Source organism: Brevundimonas sp. GW821-FHT12C05, from assembly GCF_058807475.1.
In genome coordinates this window covers 1-19439 of record NZ_JBXAQS010000002.1, presented here as the reverse complement: position 1 = coordinate 19439, position 19439 = coordinate 1, and the positions used below count along the sequence as shown (strand labels likewise).

The following is a 19439-nucleotide window of genomic DNA, read 5'->3' as shown; positions in this document are numbered from 1 at the left end:
CGGGGCCTCAGCCCTTCGGCGTGCAGGTCAGTGGTTCGCGATACAGGGCTGCGCCGGGATCGAGCCGTCGCGCTTCGGCCATCTGGGCCTCGGCGTCCGCGCATCGCCCCAAGGCCGCCAGCGCCGCCGCATAGGAGTGGCGCACCGGCGCCAGTTCCGGTCGACCCGCGACCGCCCTCTCGCAATAGGTCACGCCCTCGGCGGCGCGACCGGCCGCGACCAGGGTGTAGCAATGGTTGTTCTGCGTCAGCGGATCCGTGGGCTGCAGGTCCAACGCGCCCTTGCTGGCGGCCACGGCGGCTTCGTGTTCGCCCACTTCGCTCAGGGCGCCCGCGCGGCGGCTCAGGGCCTCCCAGTCGGTTGCCGGAAGCGCCAGATACATCGCCCGCGCCTTCTGGAAGGCCCCGGGATCGCCCTCCTTCAGGATCGGCAGCAGGATGCTGAGGATCAGGGCGCGCATGTCGTCATTGACCGGCCCCAGGGCGTAGGCGGGCGTATCAGGCGGCGGGCGGCCGTCCAGGAAGCCCCAGGCGATGGCGGCGTCGGCGCGGGCGTCTTCCATGCGCCCGCCATAACGGCGGGCGTCGCCCCTGAAGGTGTGGAGCACGACATCCGAGGTCATGGCGTGACCGGGGATCTCGGCCTTGTCATAGAATCGCAGCGCCTCGGTCAGGTCGCCCCGCGAATAGGCCTCGGTGCCCAGGTTGATCATGGCCAGGCTGTAGGCGGGCGTGCCCTCCTGGGCGGCCTCCGCACAGGCTTCCCAGCCGCCGAAGGTGGCCTCGAGGCAGGCCGGAGGAACCGGTGCGTCCTGGACCTGTGGGGCGGCCGCCGACAGCATCAATGCAAAAGCGAGCGTGATCATCGGGTCAGCTCTTCATCAGCCGCAGGTCCTGATAATCGTAGCTGAAGTCCGCGTCCGGACTGACCGCCTTCATCGTCGCCGAAACCGCCACGCCGTTCTCGACCTTGAAGGTCACGAACACGTCCTCCTCGCGCTTGTCGGGGAAGCGGGTGCGGAAGGTGTCGCCGTCATACGGCTCCAGCGGCCCCTTCAGGGCGTTGGTGCGGGTGAAGTCCAGGTGCAGGCCGGTGCGGCGGTTGCGGCCGCGCCCGGTCGTGCGCTCCTCGATGCGAATCTCGCCGTACCAGGGATCGCGCCATGCTCCGGCATAGGCCGCGATGGGCAGGGACGGCGCGGCGCCCGCCGCCTGTTTCGCGTCGATCTCGGCGGCGGCGGCGATGGATTTCGCGTTGCCTTCCTGCGTCAGCCGCACCGCGTCGGCGATCCAGTCGAAACCGGCCTTGCCCATGATGATGTCGGCGATGCCGCTACGCAGGGCGCGCGTCAGCTGGCTTTCCTCGGCGTTGGTGAAATAGCTGAAGCCCGCGTTGCGGCCCGGCAGCAGCACCGTGCCCGACAGATAGCCGGGGGCCCCGCCGCCGTGGGTGATGAAGCGCTCTCCGCGATAGTCCTGCACTTGCCAGCCGGTGGCGTAGGTCGCCGCGATGGCCCGGCCCGGCAGTTCCGCCGTCGGCCCGCCCGAGCTGGAGATGATGATGTTCGGCCGCCACATCTCGTTCGACCGCGCCTCGGACCACAGGCGTGTCCCGTCGGGCAGGGCGCCCCTGTTCAGCTGCACGGCGATCCATTTGGCCCAGTCGACCGGATTGGTGACGAAGCCGCCCGCCGCGCCGGCCGCCGACCAGTCCCAGACCTCCTTGATCGACTGGCCGATGGTCTGCATCGGGCCCTGGTAGCGCAACGGCGGCCCGATCCGGCCGTGTGGCAGCGCCGACTTGGCCGGATCGGCATGGGTCATCAGCGGCAGGGTCTCGGTCATGCTCAGCGGCGTCAGGATGCGGGTCTGGATGAACTGCTCCCACGGCATGCCGCTGGCGGCCGCCACCACCTCGCCCGCCGCCACGAACATCAGGTTGCAGTAGTGGTACGACGTGCGGAAACTGTCCTCGATCGGCACATGTGGAATGGCGGCCATGATCTCGGCGCGGCTGCGGTTCCCGTTCGGCCAGAACAGCAGGTCTCCGGCGCCCAGGCCGAAGCCGATGCGGTGGCTGACCAGATCGCGCACCGTGACCATGTCGTTCAGCTCGGGCTTGGACAGGCTGAAACCAGGCAGATAGGTCCGCACCGGCTCGTCCCATTTCACCTTCCCCTCGTCGATCAGGATCGACAGGGCGGCGCAGGTCACCGCCTTGGTGTTGGACGCGATGGCGAACAGGGTGTGCTCGTCCACCGCCGCCCCGCCGATGGCGCGCACGCCGTAGCCGCGCGTCAGCACCGGCCGGCCGTCCTTGACCACGGCGATCGACACCGCCGGCTGGCCCGGGAAGGCGGCCATGGCCCGCTTCACGAAGGCGTCGACCTGATCCGCCAGCGTCGCCGGATCCGCCGTCTGCGCCCAACTGGTCGCGGGCAGGGCGGCGCCCCCGGCCAGTGACGAGATCAGCGCCGCGCGGCGCGTGAGGCGGATGGACATGGAGATGCTCCCGACAAACTTCGCCGGGACGCTAGCTCGCCCGTCTTCCGGCGTCATCCCCGCGCCGCATCGTTGTGCAGACGAGAGGGCGGAAAAGTGACGTGTTATGTAAAAACCGTAATGAAATGAAAAAGATGTAACTCGGGCGAGACACAATTCGCTGTTAGTCAGAAGGCTGCGCGAAGGCGGTCCCGGCTTTCGCATCTCTATGGCTGGGGGCCATGTCGAACCTTAAGCTCATCCTGCTCACCGGCGTCGCCCTGACGCTGCCTGTCGGTTCCGCGGTCGCCCAGACCGCTCCGGCTCCGCAGCCCGCGCCGCGTCCCGCCCCGACCCAGGCTCAGGCTCCGACCCCCGCTCCAGCGCCGGCCCAGACGCCTGCTCCGGCCCCGCCCGCCGCCGAGGGCGAGAAGCCTCAGGAGGCTCCGGCCGAGCCGACGACGATCGGCGACGTGGTCGTCGCGGCCGCCCCCAACGAGGTCCGCACCTCGATCGACTCGACCAGCTACAGCCTGGCGAACGACCTGCAGGCGGCGACCGGAAGCCTGGCGGACGCCCTGCGCAACGTGCCGTCGGTCGAGGTCGATCCCGACGGCAACGTCAGCCTGCGCGGCGACGCCAATGTCACCATCCTGGTCGACGGCCGGCCGTCGACCCAGTTCAACGGCCCGAGCCGCGCCCAGATGGTGCTGCAGATTCCGGCCAGCCAGTACGCCCGCATCGAGGTGATGACCAACCCTTCCGCCGCCTACAGCCCCGAGGGGTCGGGCGGGGTGATCAACCTGATCTCCAAGCCCAACGCCGTGCGGCCCGGCGCGACCACCACCGGCTCGATCCGCGCCAATATCGGCGACAACGAGCGCTATAATTTCGGCGGCAGCATCGCCCATGTGATCGGCAAGACGACCCTGTCGGCCGATATCGGGGTGCGTCACGACACCTTCGTTCAGGAGATCGAGCGCCTGCGTGAACGGTTCGACACCGGCGCCGGCCGCTTCCTCCAGGCGCGCTCGAACCTGGACGCCGACGGCCATTCCGACAACGTCTTCGTCCGGCTCGCGGCCGAGCATAACCTCGACGACAAGACGCAGATCACCGGCGAAGTCCGCCACGTCGACGTCGACACCGTGATCAACGCCCTCGACCTCTATGAGGCCGACGCGGCCGGCGGCGGCCTGGCCTCGGCCTATGCCCGCAACTCGACCGGCGGCTTCTCCGGCCAGTTCTCGGGCGGTTCGGCGCGCGTCCTGCGCCGCTTCGACGGCCAGGGCCACGAATGGTCCAACGAGATCCGCTTCGACCACAACCGCTTCAGCCTCGACTTCGACACCACGGTGGACCTGCGCATTCCGACGCCGGCCCTGTCGTATGAGACGGTCGAGAACCAGAATCGCCAGGACCAGCTGGGGTTCACCAGCGCCTATGTCCGCCCTCTGTCCGACGGCGGCCGCCTGCGCCTCGGTTATGAGCTGCAGGCGTCGAACCTGAAGCTCGACAACTTCGTCGCGCGTGGCCCGACGCCGGGCGGCATGATCCCCGATCCGATCGTCTCCAACGCCTTCCACGTCGATCAGACGGTGCACGCCCTCTATGCGACCTGGGAAAAGCCGTTCAGCGAGAAGCTGTCGGCCCAGTTCGGCCTGCGGCTGGAACAGGCGAACATCGACCTCGACCAGGTGACGACCAACATCCAGTCGTCCAACGACTATTTCCGCGCCTATCCGACGCTGCACCTGTCCTACACGCTCAGCGAGGGCGAAACCCTGCGCGGCAGCTATAGCCGCCGCATCCAGCGGCCCAATCCGCAGGACCTGAACCCCTTCCTGAGCTATCAGGACAACCTCAACTACCGCTCGGGCAACCCGGACCTGCTGCCGCAGGAGACGGATTCCTTCGAGATCATGTGGCAGAAGCGGGTTCAGCAGACCTTCTACCAGGCGACCGTCTACTATCGCGACACCCAGGACGCCTTCACCCAGGTGACCAGCGACATCGGCGGCGGCGTCTTCCTGACCCGGCCCGAGAACCTCGGCTCCAGCACCGCCACGGGGATCGAGCTGGTGGCCAACGGGGCGCTGCACCCGACCCTGCGCTACAACGCCAGCATCAACGCCTTCCGCCAGGAGATCGACGCCGCGGGCATTCCGGGCGCGGTCAACCGCTCGATCGAGAGCGTCGGCGGCCGTCTGACGCTCAACTGGCAGCCGACCCAGGACGACTTCGTGCAGCTTTCCGGCATCTGGACCGGCGATCAGCTGTTGGCCCAGGGCGAGCGCGTGCAGGCCACGCTGGTGAACTTCGGCTACCGCCGCAAGCTCAACAAGGACTGGTCCTTCCAGGCGACCGTGCGTGACGTCTTCGACGAGTTCGGGGCGACCACCACCATCCGCACCCCGGCCTTCACCGACCGCACCGACATGACCTTCGGCGGCCGCGCGGCCTACATCGGCCTGACCTGGACGTTCGGCTCCGGCCAGCGGCGGCCGGAACAGTTCGACTTCTCGGCGCCGTCGACCGGCAGCTGATCGCTCTCACGCCACGCAAGGGCTCGCTCTTGCGTGGCGAATGGGCCACACCCACCTGAGCTGCAGCCGGACGGCGCGTCGCTTGCTTGAAAGGGCGCGTCTTCCGGAATCCGCCTCAGAAGGGGATGCCCGCCTTGAATCTCGACCTCTACTCCGACCGCGCCAAACAGGCCGTCCAGTCCGCCCAGTCGCTGGCGCTAGCCCGCCGGCACCAGCAGTTCGCGCCCGAGCACCTGCTCAAGGTGCTGCTGGAGGAGCGTGACGGCCTCGCCCGTAATCTGATCACCGCCGCCGGGGGCGACCCCAAACGCGCCGAAGCCGACGTCGAGACCGCGCTGAGCAAGCGCGCCCAGGTCTCCGGCGGCTCGGGCCAGCTCTATCTGGACGGCGACACCGCCCGGGTCTTCGCCGCCGCCGAGGCCGCCTCCAAGAAGGCCGGCGACGCCTTCGTCACCACCGAACGCCTGCTGTCGGCCCTGGCGCGCGAAGGCGGGGTGGCCGCCACCGTCCTGTCCGCCGCCGGGGCCAAGCCCGATGCGCTGGACGCCGCCATCGTCGAGGTCCGCAAGGGCAAGACCGCCGACAGCGCCGGGGCCGAAGACGGCTATGACGCGCTGAAGCGCTACGCCCGCGACCTGACCCTGGCCGCCGCCGACGGCAAGATCGACCCGGTCATCGGCCGCGACGAGGAGATCCGCCGCACCATCCAGGTCCTGGCCCGCCGCACCAAGAACAACCCCGTCCTGATCGGCGAGCCCGGCGTCGGCAAGACCGCCATCGTCGAGGGCCTGGCCCTGCGCATCGTCAACGGCGACGTGCCCGAAAGCCTGCGCGACAAGAAGGTCCTGTCGCTCGACATGGGCAGCCTGATCGCCGGCGCGAAATACCGCGGCGAGTTCGAGGAGCGGCTCAAGGCCGTGCTCAACGAGGTCGCGGCGGCCGAGGGCGGCATCGTCCTGTTCATCGACGAGATGCACACCCTGGTCGGCGCCGGCAAGGGCGACGGGGCCATGGACGCCTCCAACCTGCTCAAGCCCGCCCTGGCCCGCGGCGAGCTGCACTGCGTCGGCGCCACCACCCTGGATGAGTACCGCAAGCACGTGGAGAAGGACGCGGCCCTGGCCCGCCGCTTCCAGCCGGTCTTCGTCGCCGAGCCCACGGTCGAGGACACGGTCTCGATCCTCCGTGGACTGAAGGAGAAGTATGAGGTCCACCACGGGGTGCGCATTTCCGACGCCGCCATCGTCGCCGCCGCCACCCTGTCGAACCGCTACATCACCGATCGCTTCCTGCCCGACAAGGCCATCGACCTGATCGACGAGGCCGCCAGCCGCGTGCGCATGGCCGTCGACAGCAAGCCGGAGTCCCTGGACGAGATCGACCGCCGCCTGGTCCAGCTGAAGATCGAGCGGGAGGCCTTGAAGAAGGAGACCGACAACGCCTCCCAGCACCGCCTCGAAAAGCTCGAGGACGAGATCATCGATCTCGAGGGCCAGTCCGACGACCTGACCGCCCGCTGGAAGGCCGAGAAGGAAAAGGTCGGCGCCGGCGCCCAGCTGCGCGAGACGCTCGACCGCCTGCGCGCCGAACTGGCCGCCGCCCAGCGCGCGGGCGACCTGGGCCGCGCGTCCGAGATCGCCTACGGCCAGATCCCCCAGATCGAGAAACAGCTCGCGGACGCCGAAGCCGCCGAAAGCTCCGGGTCCGGACCGTTGACGCCCGAGGTCGTGGACGCCGAACAGATCGCCGCCGTCGTCTCCCGCTGGACCGGCGTCCCGGTCGACAAGATGCTGGAGGGCGAACGCGAGAAGCTGCTCCAGATGGAGGACGCCCTGCGCCACCGCGTGGTCGGCCAGGACGCGGCGCTGGAGGCCGTCTCCGACGCCGTGCGCCGCGCCCGCGCCGGCCTCAACGACCCCAACCGCCCGCTGGGCAGCTTCCTCTTCCTGGGCCCCACCGGCGTCGGCAAGACCGAGCTGACCAAGGCCCTGGCCGACTTCCTGTTCGACGACGAGGCCGCCATCACCCGCCTCGACATGAGCGAATACATGGAGAAGCACTCGGTCAGCCGCCTGATCGGCGCCCCTCCGGGCTACGTCGGCTATGACGAGGGCGGCGCCCTGACCGAGGCCGTGCGCCGCCGGCCCTATCAGGTCGTCCTGTTCGACGAGGTCGAAAAGGCCCACCCCGACGTCTTCAACGTCCTGCTCCAGGTGCTCGACGACGGCCGCCTGACCGACGGCCAGGGCCGCACCATCGACTTCCGCAACACCCTGATCATCATGACCAGCAACCTCGGCTCCGAGGCCCTGGCCAACCAGGGCGAGGGCGACGACGTCGAGTCGGTCCGCCCCTACGTCATGGACGCCGTCCGCGCCCACTTCCGCCCCGAGTTCCTGAACCGCATCGACGAGATCATCCTGTTCCGCCGTCTCGGCCGCGAACAGATGGGCGGCATCGTCCGCATCCAGCTGGCCCGCTTCGAAAAGCTCCTGGCCGACCGCCGCCTGACCCTCGCGCTGGACGACAGCGCCGCCGCCTGGCTGGCCGACAAGGGCTATGACCCGGTGTACGGCGCGCGCCCGCTCAAGCGCGTCATCCAGAAGGACCTGGTGGATCCGATCGCACGCAAGCTGCTGGCGGGCGAGATCGAGGACGGGTCGGTGATCGCCGTGTCAGCGGGCGGGGAGGGGCTGGAGATCGGGAAGGCGCGGGTGCATTAACGAACGGCGATTCTTGAAGGCGTCGCGAATCGCATAGGATGATCCAAACAAGGACCGCCCGCATGACGCGATCATTCGATGGATTCTATTCTGCACTCTTCTCCGGTCGAGCTGGTGAAGGCTCGGCGATGTTTATTCTTTCGGACGGAAAGCTGGTCGGAGCAGACCCGCTCGGTGTGATCTTTGATGGCTCTTATGCCCCCGACAGCAGCGGCGGCTTCACCGGACACGTAACGGTTAAGGCCCCACCCAACGGCGAGCTTGTACAGGGCGTAACGACCGGGCCGGACGGACTTGTTTACGACGTAGGGATCGAGATTCCTTCGGATTTCGAGACAAGGCCCTTCATCACCCTCACAACTCCGCTTGGCCCCGTGAATTTCAAACTAAAGCTTCTTCGGGGTTTGGCGTGATCGACTACTTTCTGGAAAATCCTGCTGTTCTCGCAGCATTCTTAAGTGCCGTTGCCACAGGCATTGCTGCGTGGGCCGCTTGGAAGGGACCTATCGCGGCCGCCAGAGCCGCCGAGGATTTGCGAAGAAACAACGACGATCTGCATGAGCGCCGAAGACTGAAAATGTGGGTGTTCTCTACGCTGATGCAGGAGAGGGCGTATATCGCCAGCATCGATGCCGTGCGAGCTCTCAATCTGATTGATGTTGTTTTTAGAGACGCAAGTCCGGTTCGAGAGGCTTGGGCTAATCTCTTCTTGGCGTATGCGACAGACAGCGCTGTTCCTCGTCATGTTCAGGATGAGAGGTTGCGACTACTGTTGCGCGAGATGGCTGTTGACCTGGGGATCGCAGATAGCCTTCGCGGTGATGATCTTGGCCGGGTTTATTACCCCCAAGCCATTGAAGAGGAAGAGCGACTTCGACAAATGGAGCGAAAGATCGCCCTGGGTAGACTGCAAAATCAGCTCAATCCTACTGCTAACACCGTTGTTGAAAGTTCAGACATAACCACTTGGCCGCCTCGTCCCGAATGAGGACTGAAGCGGATAGGCTCCGCGCATGGGGACGTATCGGGCCCTCATCGCCACATGATCCTGGCGAGCGGCGCAACGAGACTGTCATGGAGGGGCCGCTGCCATGATAACCCGCGCCCTGCTCGTCACACTCGGCGTCGCCTGGGTCGTCGCCCTCGTCGGCCTCGTCTGGATGATGACCCTGGCGCAGTTGCGCCCTCACCACGCGCTGTACTTGCTGATCGACATGGACATCGTGCTGAAGGCCTGCGTGGTGCTGTCGGTCCTCTCGGCCGGGATCGGGGTCGTCAGCCTGCGCGCCGGCGCGAAGCCTGGCCCATTGATCGGGATCGGCGGCGCCTTCGGTTGGGGCGTTCTGGGCGCCTTCTATGGCGCGGCGGGCGCACGGAATGGGCTGATCTGTATGACCCCCCCGTTCCCCTTCTCCATCTACGCCCAGTTCTACGCCGAGGCGCTGATCGTTCTGCTGGTCGGCCTTACCGGCGCGCTCCTCGGTCTCGGTCTGCTCAGCCTTCGAACGCCCCGCCGGGTTTGATGACCAGCGCCTCCGTCGCCACTCCCGCGACAGCCGGGGCGGCTCTAGCCAACCCGCGCCCTTCCATCGCACAGTCCCGGCATGAGCGATGAAACCCCCACGACAGCCAGCGCGGCCCTGCGGCGCGCCTCAGACGGTCGGTCGGGGCTGGCGGGGTCGATACTGGATCCGCGCGAATGGAGCGGTCTCGTCTCCCGTGAGGGCGCGCCGGGGATCGTGCTGGTCGTGGTTTTCGTCGCCGTCTTCGTCGCCGAGCTCACGGGCGGCGGGGCGTTGGCCTGGGGGGTGTCCGCCCTGGCCCTGGCCGAGGGACGCTGGCACCTGCTCCTGGCCCACATGTTCGCGCACGGGGGCCTCGGCCATCTGCTGATGAACGCCAGCGTCCTGCTGGGGCTCACCCCCGTGGTCATGACGCGGCTCGGAACGGGGCCTGACGGCTGGCTGCGCTATGCGGGCCTGTTCCTGCTGACCGGTCTGGCCGGCGCGGTCGCCTATCTGGCGGTGAACCCGACCGGCGTCACGCCCATGGTCGGCGCCTCGGGCGCCATCTTCGGTCTGTGGGGCGTGGCCGCCCGCATCGGGCCGGACGGCGGCGTGGCTCCGCTGCGCTCCAGACAGGTCTGGCTCCAGGTCAGACAGGTCGCCCAGATCAACATCATCCTGTTCCTGCTCTTCTTCGCCGTGGCCCGTCTCTCCGGCGTTGGCGGCGGCCTGGCGTGGGAAGCCCACGTCGGCGGCTTCCTGTTCGGTCTGCTGGCGGGGCCCTGGCTCCTGCCTCGCGCGCCGCTGCAGCCTGAGGCGGCCTAGTCCTTCAGGGAGTCCGCAACCGCAAGGCTTGCATCTCTCCAACCTGCGCGCGAACCTGCCGCCCGTTCTCTAACGGAGGTTCCCCGATGAAGATCCTGCTCGCCGTGCCCGCCGTCCTGCTGCTCGCGGTCGCCCCTTCGGTCGGCGTCTCGGCGTCCCAGAACAATCCGCAGTACCGCCAGTGCGTGGGCCAGCGGATGATGCCCTGCTACCCGCGCGACGGAAACGGGGCCATCTACAAGCCCAGCCCCGAGACGCCGGAAGGCATCGCCTTCGAGGCCTGCGCCGCCGCCGTCCGCGCCGACTGCGCCGCCCTCTACCCCTGATCCACGGCGACCACGTCCAATCCTGACGCAGGCGCGTGCTTTGATGCATGCGCCTGCTGGCGTTGGTCTTTGACATTACATCCGCCCGGCGTCAGCGACCCGGACGCATCGGACGCATCGGACGCATCGGACGGTGTTTCCATCCGCACTGTCCGCACCTGCTTTTTTGTCCGGATCAACCGTTCTCCGGCCACGAAAAAGGGCCCCGGCGTTTCCACCGGGGCCCCTGTTCAGTCAGCGCGGACGCGCGGGACGATTAGTCCCGGCGGCTGCGGCTGCGACCACGGTCGCCGCCACGGTCGCCGTCACGCTTGGGACGGCCGCCGGTGTCGTCCGACAGCGGGGCTTCGCCACGCTCGGCGCGCTCGGCGTTGATCTTGTCCGTCAGGTCTTCACCCGTGGCCTGATCAACGACCTTCATCGACAGCTTGGTCTTGCCGCGGTCGTCCAGGCCCAGGAATTTGACCTTGACCTCCTGGCCTTCCGAAATGACGTCGGCCGGGTTGGCGACGCGTTCCAGGGCCAGTTGCGACACGTGGACCAGACCGTCCTTGGCGCCGAAGAAGTTCACGAAGGCGCCGAAGTCGACGACCTTCACGACCTTGCCGGTGTAGATGGTGCCGACTTCCGGCTCCGACACGATGGACGAGATCCAGGCCTTGGCGGCGTCGATCTTTTCCTGGTCCGAGGCGGCGATCTTCACGGTGCCGTCGTCTTCGATGTTGATCTTGGCGCCGGTCTTTTCGACGATCTCGCGGATCACCTTGCCGCCGGTGCCGATCACTTCGCGGATCTTGTCGACCGGGACCTTGATCGACTCGATCTTCGGGGCGAACTCGCCCAGCTCGGTGCGGGCGCCGTCGATGGCCTTGTCCATCTCGTCGAGGATGTGAAGGCGGCCGGCCGAAGCCTGGGCGATGGCCTTCTTCATGATCTCTTCGGTGATGCCGGCGACCTTGATGTCCATCTGCAGCGAGGTGATGCCGTCACGCGTGCCGGCGACCTTGAAGTCCATGTCGCCCAGGTGATCCTCGTCACCCAGGATGTCCGACAGGATGGCGAACTCGCCCGACGGCTCCAGGATCAGGCCCATGGCGATGCCCGAGACGGGCTTCTTCAGGGGCACGCCGGCGTCCATCAGGGCCAGCGACGAACCGCAGACCGTGGCCATCGAGGACGAGCCGTTGGACTCGGTGATCTCGGAGACCAGGCGGATCGTGTAGGGGAACTCTTCCGAGGTCGGCAGCATCGGACGGATCGCCCGCCAGGCCAGCTTGCCGTGACCGATTTCCCGACGGCCCGCGCCGCCCATACGACCGGTTTCACCGACCGAATAGGGAGGGAAGTTGTAGTGGAGCAGGAACTTCTCTTTGTACGTCCCGGTCAGGGCGTCGATGTACTGCTCGTCTTCGCCGGTGCCGAGGGTGGCGACGACGATGGCTTGCGTTTCACCGCGGGTGAACAGGGCCGAACCGTGGGTGCGCGGGAAGACGCCGACTTCCGAGACGATCGAGCGGACCTTGTCCAGGGCGCGGCCGTCAACGCGGTGAGCGTTGTCGATGATGTCGCGACGCAGGACGTGGGCTTCGCATTCCTTGAAGGCGGTGGCGAACTTGGCCGACTCGACGCCGTCCGGGTTCTCTTCGGTCTTCACCAGGGCGGCCGAGGCCTTCTTCTTGGCGGCGCCGACGGCTTCATGGCGGGCATGCTTGCCGGGGTGGGTGTAGGCGGCCTTGATGTCCTCGCCGACCAGCTTCTGGATCGCGGCGACGACGTCCGAGTGGTCCTCGGCCTGGAAGTCGAACGGCTCCTTGGCGGCGTGTTCGGCCAGTTCGATGATCGCCTCGATCACCGGCTGCATGCCGCGGTGGGCGAACATCAGGGCGTCCAGGAAGACCTGTTCCGACAGTTCCTTGGCTTCCGATTCCACCATCATCAGGGCGTCGGTGGTGCCGGCGACGACCAGGTCCAGCGCCGAGTCCGGCAGCTGGTCGATGGTCGGGTTCAGGACCAGCTCACCGTCGATGTAGCCGACGCGCGCGGCGCCGATCGGGCCCATGAAGGGAACGCCCGAGATGGTCAGGGCGGCCGAGGCGGCGATCATGCCGACGACGTCCGGATCGTTCTCGAGGTCGTGCTGCAGCACGGTGATGACGACCTGGGTCTCGTTCTTGAAGCCCTTGACGAACAGCGGGCGGATCGGACGGTCGATCAGGCGGGAGACCAGGGTCTCCTTCTCGGTCGGACGGCCTTCACGCTTGAAATAGCCACCCGGGATCTTGCCGGCGGCGAAGGTCTTTTCCTGGTAGTTGACGGTCAGCGGGAAGAAATCCAGGCCCGGCTTGGGGGCGCGACCGTAAACGACGGTGGCCAGAACCACGGTCTCGCCGTAGGTCGCCAGCACGGCGCCGTCGGCCTGACGGGCGATGCGGCCGGTTTCCAGCGTCAGCGGGCGGCCGGCCCAGTCGATCGTCTTGCGTTTGATATCGAACATGTTTCGTCTTTCGTATTCCGGCGGGCGTATTCCCGGCGGAGTCCCATCAATGGGTGGAGCGTCGGGCGTTCAGTCCTTCGGTCCATGGACGTCCGCGCCATCGCGAACCGTCCGGGAGTCTCTGAGGACCGGTTTCAGCCCTCGCGTCATGCGCCGGAACAAGAACCGCGGCGCGCGGCTGGTCTCTGGATGCGGAAAGAGGCGCGGACATGGCCCGCGCCTCGAATCTGTTCCGCGATCTGCGCTTAGCGGCGCAGGTTCAGCTTGCCGATCAGAGCGGCGTAACGCTCGCGATCGACCTTCGCCAGGTGGTCAAGAAGGCGACGACGCTGCGAGACCATCTTGAGCAGGCCGCGGCGCGAGTGGTTGTCCTTCTTGTGGGTCTTGAAGTGCTCGGTCAGGTTGGCGATGCGTTCCGAAAGGATCGCGACCTGGACTTCAGCAGAGCCGGTGTCGCCTTCCGAGCGGGCGTTATCGGCAATGACTTCACCCTTGCGGGTAGCAGTGATCGACATCGGAATTCTCCATGTTGGAGCCCCCGACAGCTTGGTCAGGGGAGATTGAAAACGCGGTCGGGTTCTAGCCGGCCGGCCCGCAACTGACCGAGAGCGACGAGGGTCTGGCCCAGGAAAACCGAAACGGTTCGGGCGTCGCCGTGAAGCTGACCCTTGAGCGTTTCGACCTGTCTGGGGAGCAGAACAATCGGCCGTCCCTGCCGAAGCGAGAAGGCGTCTTGATCCGTCACGGCCAGCTCCGGGATGTCGTCCAGGGCGGTCGCGACGGGAAGCAAGCCTTCCGAGGCGGCGCCGCTATGCACCATTTCCTCCAGAGAATCCAGCGTCACGGCGTTTTCCACGCTGAACGGCCCCACCCGTTCGCGCCGCAAGGCCGAGACATGGCCCTCCGCGCCGAGCATGACGGCCAGGTCGCGGGCCAGCGAACGGACGTAGACGCCCTTGCCGGTCCGCATGGTGATTTCCAGGTGGTCGGCGTCCGGAGCGCCGGTCACCGCCGCCTCGTGGATCGTCACCCGGCGGGCCTTCAGTTCGACCTCGATGCCCTCGCGGGCCAGGTCGTAGGCGCGCTGGCCGTCCACCTTGATGGCCGAGAAGGCGGGCGGCACCTGATCGATCTCGCCGACGAAGGCGGGCAGGGCGGCCTTCACCGCCTCCAATGACGGACGCACGTCCGAACGGGCGATAATCTCGCCCTCGCGGTCCAGGCTGTCGGTCGAGACGCCCCACTGGATAGTGAAGCGATAGATCTTCTGCGCCTCCATCATGAAGGGGACGGTCTTGGTCGCTTCGCCCAGGGCGATGGGCAGGATGCCGGACGCCAGCGGGTCCAGGGTGCCCGCATGCCCGGCCTTCTGGGCGTCGAACAGGCGGCGGATGCGGCTGACCGCCTCGGTCGAGCCCATCTCGTACGGCTTGTCCAGGCAGACCCAGCCGTTGACGATCTCGCCGCGTTTCCTGCGGCCCATCAGGCGTCGTCGTCTTCGTCGGAGTGTTCGACGTCGGCGCGGACGCGCGGGTCGTCCAGCAGGCGGTTCAGGCGCTCGGCGGCCTCGAAGCTTTCGTCGTGGCGGAAGCGCAGGTCGGGCGTGAAGCGCATGTCGATATGCTTGCCCAGCACGCCGCGCAGGAATTTGGCGTGGGCGTTCAGCGCCTTGACGATCTCGCTCACGTGACCGGCGGTCGGGGCGTCGGCGACGCCGGCCCCCAGCGGCTCGACGAAGCAGGTGGCGTGCTTCAGGTCGGGCGACAGGCGCACTTCCGTCACCGTCACCGAGACGCCTTCCATGGCGGGGTCGTGGATCTCTTCTTCGCGCAGCACCTCGACGAGGGCGTGGCGGATCAGTTCGCCGGCGCGCAGCTGGCGCTGGGACGGTCCTTGCGGTCCGGAGGCGTTGCGGGTGTGTTGCTTGCGGCCCATGACGGCGGCCTCCTTCTGGATCGCCCGCCGGGGCTCGGACCCGGCTGGAAGGCGAGGGGGCGAACGCCGCCCCGGAATTGAAGAGGGCGCGGTCTAGTCCCCCGCGGCCGGAGTGTCCAGTTGCGCCCGGTCGATAGTAGCCACGACCTCGGACGACCGGATCGATTGCACGGGCCGGATCGGCATGCCCGCGGCGTTCAGCACCCCGGCGGTCCAGTGGTTGCACAGGTGGCCGATGGAGAAGTGCTCGCGGCTGGCGAAGAAGCGGGCGTCGTCGCCGGCCCGGGCGGCGGCGACATGCGGCGCGCCCGTCGACAGGTCCAGCGAGGCCTCGATCCGGGCGGCCATGGCCTCGAACCCGGCCTGCGACAGCCGGAAGTCGCGGCGGCTCTCCGCGGAGAACATCCGGCGCGGGTCGCGCTGGGCCGGATCGAGCATGACCACGGACGGGTTGCCGGGCCGGAAGAAGGCGCGGGCGCCGTCGGGCAGGCGATCGCCGATGGGGCTTTGGTCGACATAGAATTTGGCGTCGCCCCAGCCGATCAGGATCCAGTCGCCGGGCGGCAGGCCGCGCACGGCCGCGGCCAGGGGCCCGCCCCGGGCCTCCAGCGCCGCGCGCGGCACGGCCAGATCGGTGTGGAAGCCGTTGTTCAGCAGGCTGATCTCAACGCCAGGCGCGTCGGCCCGCGCCGGCCACAGCGCCGGATCGCCGGGCGCGGTCCAGGTCCACAGGGCGGCGAGCGCCCCGATCACGCCGGCGGCGACGAAGGCCCCCACGCCAGTCCGTTCACGCTTCATCGGGCCCGGAATCTCCATACGCCGCAAAGGCCGTCCACCGGGGCGTCCGGTCCGACGATCGTCCGCTCACGGAATAGCATCAGCTCGACATGGTCCCGGCGATGCAGCAAGGCCGCCACCCCGGGCGCCGCGCCCCCGCACAGGGGCGAGGCGGCGACCGTCTGACCGCGCGCCTGAGGGACCACCGCGCGCAGTTCGATCTGGGCGTTTCCGGCGGCGTCCAGCCGGGAGGCGAAAGTCTCGCGCAGGGTGTTGAAGGCCTCGCTTCCGGCGGCGATGCGCAGGGGGCGGGTGCGGAAGGTCTCGCCGCGCTCCAGCCGGATCGTCGCCCCCGTGAAGGTGACGCCGCCGCTCGTGTCGCGCGTGGCGTCGTCGGCGGGGCCGAATTCCCCGGCCAGCACCACGGCGTCCGGGGAGGCGGCCAGCGGTCCGTCAGTCCCAACCGCGGCGGTCTTCAGTCCGGCCAATCCGTCCGAGGCGCCGTCGGCGGCCCAGTGGAAGACGCGGCCCATGGCGGGGGCGGCGCCGTCGCGCACGGCGGTCCAGGCCTGGACCGCCTGCTTCTGCTCGATGGCCAGCAGGAACAGCACCAGGCAGACGAAGCTCAGCGCCCCGGCGAGGCCCTTCAGGCCCCGGCGGCGTCCGGCCGGCGGTCGTGGGATGGCGGTGGCGCTCATTCGCGCAACCCTAGCGGGGTGCGCGGCCGGTGCAAAACCTATCGCCCGATAGGGGCAGACGAATCCTCGTCCGGACCGCCGGCGGGCGGCGTCGCCCATTCCCCGCGCCAGGTGTAGGACAGGGTCACGCAGTGCCGGTAGGCGCCGTCGGGCCAGCGGCCGATGGCCTGGGCGGTCAGCGGGCGGGCCAGGCGCACCTGGCCCAGGATCAGGAAAGCCTGGTCGGCGCCCGGGCACAGGGCGCGCGCCAGACCGCGTCCGCCGCCTTCCGACGTGACGGTGTAGAGGATGTTCTCGGTCGATCCGGCCGGCAGGGCGCGCCGGGCCGCGTCCGGGCCGCCGATGCGAATCTCGGCCGAACCGCGGTTCGAGGTGGAGATGATGCGCCGCACGGTGATGGCGCCGAACAGGCCCCGGTTGCCTTCCAGGGTGATGCCCCGCGTCAGGGCCTGGGTCACCCGGTCCGAGGCGTCATAGGCCAGGTAGCGGGTCTCGGCCGCGGCCGGACCGGCGACGGCGGAAAGGGTCAGCAGGGCGATGAGGAAACGACGCATGGAAAAGTGATCCCCAATCCGGATGGCGAAAAGGCGACGCCGCGGCGTCGCCTTTCCCTTATCCCCTGAACGACTAGTCCAGCGTGCGCTTGATCTCTTCGACCGTGAAGCACTCGATGTAGTCGCCGGCCTTGATGTCCTGGAAGCCCTGGAAGTGCATGCCGCACTCCTGGCCCGCCGTGACTTCGTTGACCTCGTCCTTGAAGCGCTTGAGCGTCGTGAGGGTGCCCAGTTCCAGAACCACCACGTCGTCGCGGATGATCCGGACCTTGGCGCCCTTGCGGACCACGCCCTCGGACACCCGGCAACCGGCGATCTTGCCGGTCTTGGAAATGTCGAAGACCTGAAGCACGGCCGCGTTGCCCAGGAAGGTTTCGCGTTGCAGTGGGGCCAGCATGCCCGAGAGCACGCCCTTCATGTCGTCCAGCAGGTCGTAGATGATCGAGTAGTAGCGGATCTCGACGCCCTCGCGGTCGGCGAGGTCGCGGGCCTGCTTCGACGCACGGACGTTGAAGCCGAGGATCGGCGCGCCGGCCGACTTGGCCAGTTGCACGTCGCTCTCGGTGATCCCGCCGGCGCCCGACATGACGGTGCGCGCGCGCACCTCGTCGTTGCCCATCTTCTCCAGCGAGCCGACGATGGCTTCGGCGGAACCCTGGACGTCGGCCTTGATGATGACCGGCATCTCCGAGATCTTCTTGGTGCCCAGCTTGGCCATCATGTCGGCCAGCGAGACCTGGTTGATGCCGCCGGTGGCCTTCTCGCGCTTCACGCGGGCGCGATATTCGGTCAGCTCGCGGGCGCGGGCTTCGGATTCCACCACGGCCAGCGGTTCACCGGGGCTGGGCGCCTCGTCCAGGCCGAGGATCTCGACGGGGACGGACGGACCGGCTTCGGTCAGCTGCTCGTTGCGCTCGTTCAGCAGGGCGCGAACCTTGCCCCAGGCGGAGCCGGCCACGATGATGTCGCCGCGCTTCAGCGTGCCGCGCTTGACCAGGACGGTCGCGACCGGGCCGCGGCCCTTGTCCAGCTTGGCCTCGATGACCACGCCTTCGGCGGAGCGTTCCGGGTCGGCCTTAAGGTCCATGACCTCGGCCTGCACCAGGATGGCGTCGATCAGACCCTCGAGATTGGTGCGGTTCTTGGCCGACACCTCGATGATCTGGGTGTCGCCACCCAGGCTCTCGGCGATGACTTCGTACTGCAGCAGCTCGTTGACGACCTTCAGCGGGTTGGCGTCCGGCTTGTCGATCTTGTTGACCGCCACGATCAGGGGCGCGTTGGCCGCCCGGGCGTGCTGGATGGCCTCAATCGTCTGGGGCATGACGCCGTCGTCGGCGGCCACGACCAGAACCACGATGTCCGTCACATTGGCGCCGCGGGCGCGCATCGCCGAGAAGGCGGCGTGGCCCGGGGTGTCCAGGAAGGTCACGCGCTGGCCGTCCGGCAGGCGGACCTGATAGGCGCCGATGTGCTGGGTGATCCCGCCGGCTTCGCCCGCGGCCACGTCGGTGGTGCGCAGGGCGTCGAGCAGCGAGGTCTTGCCGTGGTCGACGTGGCCCATGATGGCCACGACCGGCGCGCGGGGCGTGGTCGCATCGTCGTCCACGTCGTCGGACAGGAAGCCGGTCTCGACGTCGGACTCGGACACGCGGCGCACGGCCATGCCGAATTCGTCGGCGACCAGCTCGGCGGTGTCGGTGTCGATGACGTCGTTGATCTTCATCATCAGGCCCTGCTTCATCAGGAATTTGATGATGTCGACGCCGCGCACGGCCATCCGGTTGGACAGCTCCTGCACGGTGATGACGTCAGGGATGACGACTTCACGCGGACGGTTCGGCGCGTCGGTGGATCCACCCTTGCGCTTTTCCTTCTCGCGTTCGCGGGCCCGGCGAACCGAGGCCAGCGAGCGCATGCGCTCGGCGGCGTCCTCGTCGCCACCGGCCACGGCCTGGATGGTCAGACGGCCTTCGCGGCGCTTGGGCTCGCCGCGCGTGCGGCTGACGGCCTTGCCCGGGCCGGCGTCCGAGAAGCGCTTGTCACGATCCTCTTCGGCGCGGCTGCCGGCGGGACGGCCGAAGCCGGCGCGGGCGGGACGGGCGACTTCAGGCGTCGCGGGCGGAGCGTTCGGGGCCGGACGGCCGCCGGGACCGGTACGGGCGCCGGGACGCGCGGCGCCGGGCGCCGGGCGCGGGTCCAGGGCCGAGTAACGGACCGGCTGGGCCGGGCGGGCGCCGGCGGGGCGGGCGCCCTGCGGACGATCACCCTGGGGACGGTCGCCTTGCGGCCGGGCCGGGGCGGCGCCGGCGGGACGGTCGGTGAAGCTGCGCTCGCCGCCGCCCATGGCCTGTTCACGGGCCGAACGGGCGCCGAAGCCGGGAGCGGGAGTGCGGCCGGGAGCCTGGGGCTTGGGCGCGCGCTGGCCGAAGTTGACCACCGGGCGGGCCGGAGCGGCCGGACGCGGCGCGGGGGCCGGAGCCGGGGTCGGCGCAGGCGCGGCGGCCTCGACCGGCGGGGCGACCGGAGCCGGAGCGGGCGTCGGAGCGGCCGGGGCGGCCGGCTTGGCCTTGGCC

17 protein-coding genes are annotated in these 19439 nt (G+C 68.5%); 7 read left to right on the top strand and 10 right to left on the bottom strand.

The features are described 5' to 3' along the window. Positions 1 to 7: 7 nt before the first annotated feature. Positions 8 to 865 carry a hypothetical protein gene (locus AC1RRF_RS09380; RefSeq protein ID WP_492834177.1) on the bottom strand — a complete coding sequence of 286 codons (858 nt, stop codon included), beginning with the start codon at positions 863 to 865 and terminating at the stop codon, positions 8 to 10. A gap of 4 nt (positions 866 to 869) precedes the next feature. Then, positions 870 to 2501, bottom strand: coding sequence for a serine hydrolase (locus AC1RRF_RS09375; RefSeq protein WP_492834176.1), 1632 nt, complete (start codon positions 2499 to 2501; stop codon positions 870 to 872). 221 nt (positions 2502 to 2722) lie between these two features. On the opposite strand from AC1RRF_RS09375, the gene AC1RRF_RS09370 reads away from it, so the two are divergent. The 7 genes from AC1RRF_RS09370 to AC1RRF_RS09340 all read left to right on the top strand — a co-directional run bounded on the left by AC1RRF_RS09370 (position 2723) and on the right by AC1RRF_RS09340 (position 10405). Continuing rightward, positions 2723 to 5026: a TonB-dependent receptor domain-containing protein gene (locus AC1RRF_RS09370; RefSeq protein ID WP_492834175.1), complete on the top strand. Its 2304-nt coding sequence runs from the start codon at positions 2723 to 2725 to the stop codon at positions 5024 to 5026. Between the two features lie 134 nt (positions 5027 to 5160). After that, positions 5161 to 7749 carry an ATP-dependent chaperone ClpB gene (clpB, locus tag AC1RRF_RS09365; protein WP_492834174.1) on the top strand — a complete coding sequence of 863 codons (2589 nt, stop codon included), beginning with the start codon at positions 5161 to 5163 and terminating at the stop codon, positions 7747 to 7749. 62 nt (positions 7750 to 7811) lie between these two features. Beyond that, positions 7812 to 8162, top strand: coding sequence for a hypothetical protein (locus AC1RRF_RS09360; RefSeq protein ID WP_492834173.1), 351 nt, complete (start codon positions 7812 to 7814; stop codon positions 8160 to 8162). Continuing rightward, the gene (locus tag AC1RRF_RS09355; protein WP_492834172.1) at positions 8159 to 8737 is read left to right on the top strand and encodes a DUF6680 family protein; all 579 of its coding nucleotides are present in this window, start codon (positions 8159 to 8161) and stop codon (positions 8735 to 8737) included. Before AC1RRF_RS09360 ends, AC1RRF_RS09355 begins: the two co-directional genes overlap by 4 nt. A gap of 103 nt (positions 8738 to 8840) precedes the next feature. Then, positions 8841 to 9272 (top strand): hypothetical protein, encoded by a 432-nt coding sequence (locus tag AC1RRF_RS09350; protein WP_492834171.1) that lies wholly within the window; start codon positions 8841 to 8843, stop codon positions 9270 to 9272. Between the two features lie 81 nt (positions 9273 to 9353). After that, entirely contained in the window at positions 9354 to 10079 is a 726-nt protein-coding gene (locus AC1RRF_RS09345) for a rhomboid family intramembrane serine protease (protein WP_492834170.1), read from the top strand. An 86-nt stretch (positions 10080 to 10165) separates the two neighbouring features. Beyond that, positions 10166 to 10405: a hypothetical protein gene (locus tag AC1RRF_RS09340; RefSeq protein WP_492834169.1), complete on the top strand. Its 240-nt coding sequence runs from the start codon at positions 10166 to 10168 to the stop codon at positions 10403 to 10405. A gap of 256 nt (positions 10406 to 10661) precedes the next feature. On the opposite strand, the gene pnp is transcribed toward AC1RRF_RS09340, so the two are convergent. From pnp to infB, 8 genes are all read right to left on the bottom strand, one after another. Continuing rightward, on the bottom strand, positions 10662 to 12899 hold the full coding sequence (gene pnp / locus AC1RRF_RS09335) for a polyribonucleotide nucleotidyltransferase (RefSeq protein ID WP_492834168.1): 2238 nt from the start codon (positions 12897 to 12899) through the stop codon (positions 10662 to 10664). A 245-nt stretch (positions 12900 to 13144) separates the two neighbouring features. After that, complete coding sequence (gene rpsO, locus AC1RRF_RS09330; RefSeq protein WP_492834167.1) at positions 13145 to 13414, bottom strand: 30S ribosomal protein S15; 270 nt, start codon at positions 13412 to 13414, stop codon at positions 13145 to 13147. 35 nt (positions 13415 to 13449) lie between these two features. Continuing rightward, positions 13450 to 14382: a tRNA pseudouridine(55) synthase TruB gene (gene truB, locus AC1RRF_RS09325; RefSeq protein ID WP_492834166.1), complete on the bottom strand. Its 933-nt coding sequence runs from the start codon at positions 14380 to 14382 to the stop codon at positions 13450 to 13452. Further along, positions 14382 to 14834, bottom strand: a complete 453-nt coding sequence (rbfA, locus tag AC1RRF_RS09320) for a 30S ribosome-binding factor RbfA (protein WP_492834165.1) — start codon at positions 14832 to 14834, stop codon at positions 14382 to 14384. The genes truB and rbfA overlap by 1 nt, the downstream gene beginning before the upstream one ends. Positions 14835 to 14927: 93 nt before the next feature. After that, on the bottom strand, positions 14928 to 15632 hold the full coding sequence (locus tag AC1RRF_RS09315; RefSeq protein WP_492834164.1) for a DUF2459 domain-containing protein: 705 nt from the start codon (positions 15630 to 15632) through the stop codon (positions 14928 to 14930). Then, the gene (locus tag AC1RRF_RS09310) at positions 15629 to 16309 is read right to left on the bottom strand and encodes a hypothetical protein (protein ID WP_492834163.1); all 681 of its coding nucleotides are present in this window, start codon (positions 16307 to 16309) and stop codon (positions 15629 to 15631) included. Before AC1RRF_RS09310 ends, AC1RRF_RS09315 begins: the two co-directional genes overlap by 4 nt. Positions 16310 to 16347: 38 nt before the next feature. Next, positions 16348 to 16863 (bottom strand): hypothetical protein, encoded by a 516-nt coding sequence (locus tag AC1RRF_RS09305; RefSeq protein WP_492834162.1) that lies wholly within the window; start codon positions 16861 to 16863, stop codon positions 16348 to 16350. A 73-nt stretch (positions 16864 to 16936) separates the two neighbouring features. Next, positions 16937 to 19439 (bottom strand): translation initiation factor IF-2 (gene infB, locus AC1RRF_RS09300; protein WP_492834161.1); only part of this gene is annotated, 2503 nt, incomplete at its 5' end.